This is a genomic window from Bacteroidota bacterium (genome assembly GCA_034723125.1).
Classification (GTDB): domain Bacteria; phylum Bacteroidota; class Bacteroidia; order CAILMK01; family JAAYUY01; genus JAYEOP01.
In genome coordinates this window covers 1-2739 of the sequence record JAYEOP010000309.1, presented here as the reverse complement: position 1 = coordinate 2739, position 2739 = coordinate 1, and the positions used below count along the sequence as shown (strand labels likewise).

Genomic DNA, 2739 nt, shown 5'->3' with positions numbered 1-2739 from the left:
TCTCATAACTCATCTCTCACTACTCATCTCTCACAACTCACAATTCTTCATCAATTGACTTATCTACAGACTTAATACCGTAAGATATAAAAAGAGTTAATCCTCCAATAGCAATTAAAACTAATCCGATAATGATAGAAATTGTCTGTGCTGCTTCAAATGGATTGAATAATACTATTATTCCTAAGATGGTAAATAAAATACTACTTATTAAGTAAATCCATTTATTCGCTAAATGTTTTTTAGTACTAAAATAATAAAATAAGAACAGTAATCCCACAATAATAATTCCTATACCTATAATAGCAGTAAAAACACTCACAAAAAATTTTGGAAAAATAAATATAAATATACCAATAATTATATTAAGAATACCTTCCCATATCCAAAATGTTCCATTGTTTGAGTCTCTTTTTGAGTAATTTGATGCAACAACAATTATTCCTGTTATTCCAAGTGATAATCCTAAATATTTTATAATAAAAAGAAGGGTAATATCAGGATTTCCTAAAATAGTTATTCCTAAAATGATAGCAATAATTCCAATAATTGCTGGCATCCACCAGTTTGTAAATCGATCTTTTAACATGATATTTCGTATTTTAATTAACTTAAATAAACAACTAAATTAAAACATTTTTTTCAAATAACAAAATAATGATTTTTTTTCTTATTTTTGAGAAAAAATTAAACAGATGAAAAATGGTAAATCTTTATTTGGAATGATATTGCTAATTGTATTTTTGTTTCTATTATCAAACAATTGCTCAAATAAAACATATAATAAAATATATCCAACCTTATCAGATGGTAAATATGATAGTGAATTTCCTTACAGAAACTGTTCGACTCAATTGCAAGATATAATTAAATCAGTAAAAAAGATAATTTGCACTGCCGAATATACTTCTTATGTTTTTTTAAAAGAGAAAAAGATAAGTATTAATGATTTGTCAAAAGAAGTTATTGAGGCAAACTCAATAAAAAAGGAAATAAGCATAAAATCAAAAAGTGGTACAGCTACCATTATTTCAGCTAGCATGAATCATGTTGCACTTTTAACTTGTTCACATATATCTTCATTTCCCGATACCATAATTACATACTATGCCCCGCTATATTCCGGTGCGAAAAAATATATTTTCAGTCTTTCTATAAAAACAGGTCAAAAGCAGTATGGTGTTGATATTCCGGGAAGTGGTGAACTTTCTATTCTAGCAATTGATGAAAAAAATGATATTGCAGTACTTGGATGCAAAATAGATATTGAAAGTACTGTTCATCCACCAAAAGTTTTTAATTACAAATTTGGTAATTCGAAAGATCTTGAATGGGGCAGTTTTGTTTATATCATTGGCTATCCTAAGGGAAGAAAAATGATAACCAGAGGAATTGTAAGTAGCCCGAACAGAGACAACTCAGGCTCATTTCTTATTGATGCATTATTTAATGAAGGTATTAGTGGTGGGATGATACTTGCAATTCGAGATGGTGTTCCTAACTTTGAATTTGTTGGTATTGCTAAGTCTGTTTCTATTGATACCAAATATATTTTACGACCTTTTCAAAGCGGATACGAATATTCAAATCCTAATATACCCTATCAAGGTGAATTTTGTGTTCATAAAGATAGCGAAATAAACTATGGAATTACCTATGCGGTTTCTAATGAATTGATTAGACTGTTTTTTAAAAAAAATAAAGAAAAATTTCAGCAAGCTGGTTATGACTTTAGTTCAATTTTTAAAGATGATAAGAACTAAGTTCTTTTATTTCAAAAAAAACTTCTAATAATTTATTTTTATGAGAAACAAATTATTAGAAGCCTCATTTTAACGTACTGTAAAATATCTTGTATAAAATTCACCGTCAACTTCAAGAATATAACAGTAATTTCCACGAGAAAGGTTTTTCATCTTTAATCTGTAGGAATATGTTTTTGCTTCTTTCATTCCCCCCTCTTCCAAAACTTTCATAAATTCTCCTGACTCACTAAAGAATATCAATCTTACATAAGATTTTTTATTTAACTTTACATCAAAGTCAATTATCTTACCCGGAAGCTTGTGTGATGTGTCTTTAATAAATGATATGTTTCTTGTTGTTTGAATTTTCCGTGTTTTATCCAAAGTAGAATCATCTTTGTTTTTGGAAAAAGCAGAGCTCGAAAAGACTATGAATAATGTTATTAAAGTTAAATATGCAAGTTTTATATTTTTCATTTCTTTTTAATTTTGAGTTATTTAAACTGTTTACTCCTTATACGAACAAAGCTTGTATTTTGTTACAAAAGAATATTGATTTATAATTTATTTGCCACGAATACGCTAATGAAAACGAATAATTTTTTGTTGAGGTTTTTTTTGCCACGAATACGCTAATGAAAAGGAATTGTTTTTTGTTGAGGTTTTTTTTTGCCACGAATACAATAAAAACGAATTGATATTTATTGGCTCGTTACTATTCTTTAAAAAGGTACCATTATTCAGGCAAGCACATCTTGTATCTTGCATCCTGCATCTTGTATCTTGTATCCTGCATCCTGCATCTTGTATCTTGTATCTTGCATCCTGCATCTTGTATCTTGCATCTTGTATCCTGCATCTTGCATCTTGCGTCCTGCTTACTCGAAACTACCTTCCTTATAAATCACTCCTCCTGTTGCTTGATTAGTTGGTGTTACTGTTACTTCACAAATTTGAACATGAGCAGGTACTGAGGCTGTGTAAACAATTATAT

At 28.8% G+C, this 2739-nt stretch carries 4 protein-coding genes; 1 reads left to right on the top strand and 3 read right to left on the bottom strand.

What is annotated here, in order from left to right; genetic code table 11:
• Positions 1-37: 37 nt before the first annotated feature.
• The gene (locus U9R42_08555) at positions 38-589 is read right to left on the bottom strand and encodes a DUF308 domain-containing protein (GenBank protein ID MEA3496072.1); all 552 of its coding nucleotides are present in this window, start codon (positions 587-589) and stop codon (positions 38-40) included.
• 106 nt (positions 590-695) lie between these two features.
• On the opposite strand from U9R42_08555, the gene U9R42_08550 reads away from it, so the two are divergent.
• The gene (locus tag U9R42_08550) at positions 696-1763 is read left to right on the top strand and encodes a serine protease (protein MEA3496071.1); all 1068 of its coding nucleotides are present in this window, start codon (positions 696-698) and stop codon (positions 1761-1763) included.
• 69 nt (positions 1764-1832) lie between these two features.
• Here U9R42_08550 and U9R42_08545 read toward each other — a convergent pair whose 3' ends face one another.
• Both U9R42_08545 and U9R42_08540 read right to left on the bottom strand, forming a co-directional pair.
• Complete coding sequence (locus U9R42_08545; GenBank protein ID MEA3496070.1) at positions 1833-2222, bottom strand: hypothetical protein; 390 nt, start codon at positions 2220-2222, stop codon at positions 1833-1835.
• A 263-nt stretch (positions 2223-2485) separates the two neighbouring features.
• Positions 2486-2611 (bottom strand): hypothetical protein, encoded by a 126-nt coding sequence (locus tag U9R42_08540; GenBank protein MEA3496069.1) that lies wholly within the window; start codon positions 2609-2611, stop codon positions 2486-2488.
• Positions 2612-2739 lie beyond the last annotated feature (128 nt).

Excerpts from the sequence above, each read along its gene's own strand:
- U9R42_08555 (MEA3496072.1), bottom strand. The coding sequence starts at position 589 with ATGTTAAAAGATCGATTTACAAACTGGTGGATGCCAGCAATTATTGGA.
- U9R42_08550 (MEA3496071.1), top strand. The coding sequence starts at position 696 with ATGAAAAATGGTAAATCTTTATTTGGAATGATATTGCTAATTGTATTT.
- U9R42_08545 (MEA3496070.1), bottom strand. The coding sequence starts at position 2,222 with ATGAAAAATATAAAACTTGCATATTTAACTTTAATAACATTATTCATA.
- U9R42_08540 (MEA3496069.1), bottom strand. The coding sequence starts at position 2,611 with ATGCAAGATGCAGGATACAAGATGCAAGATACAAGATGCAGGATGCAA.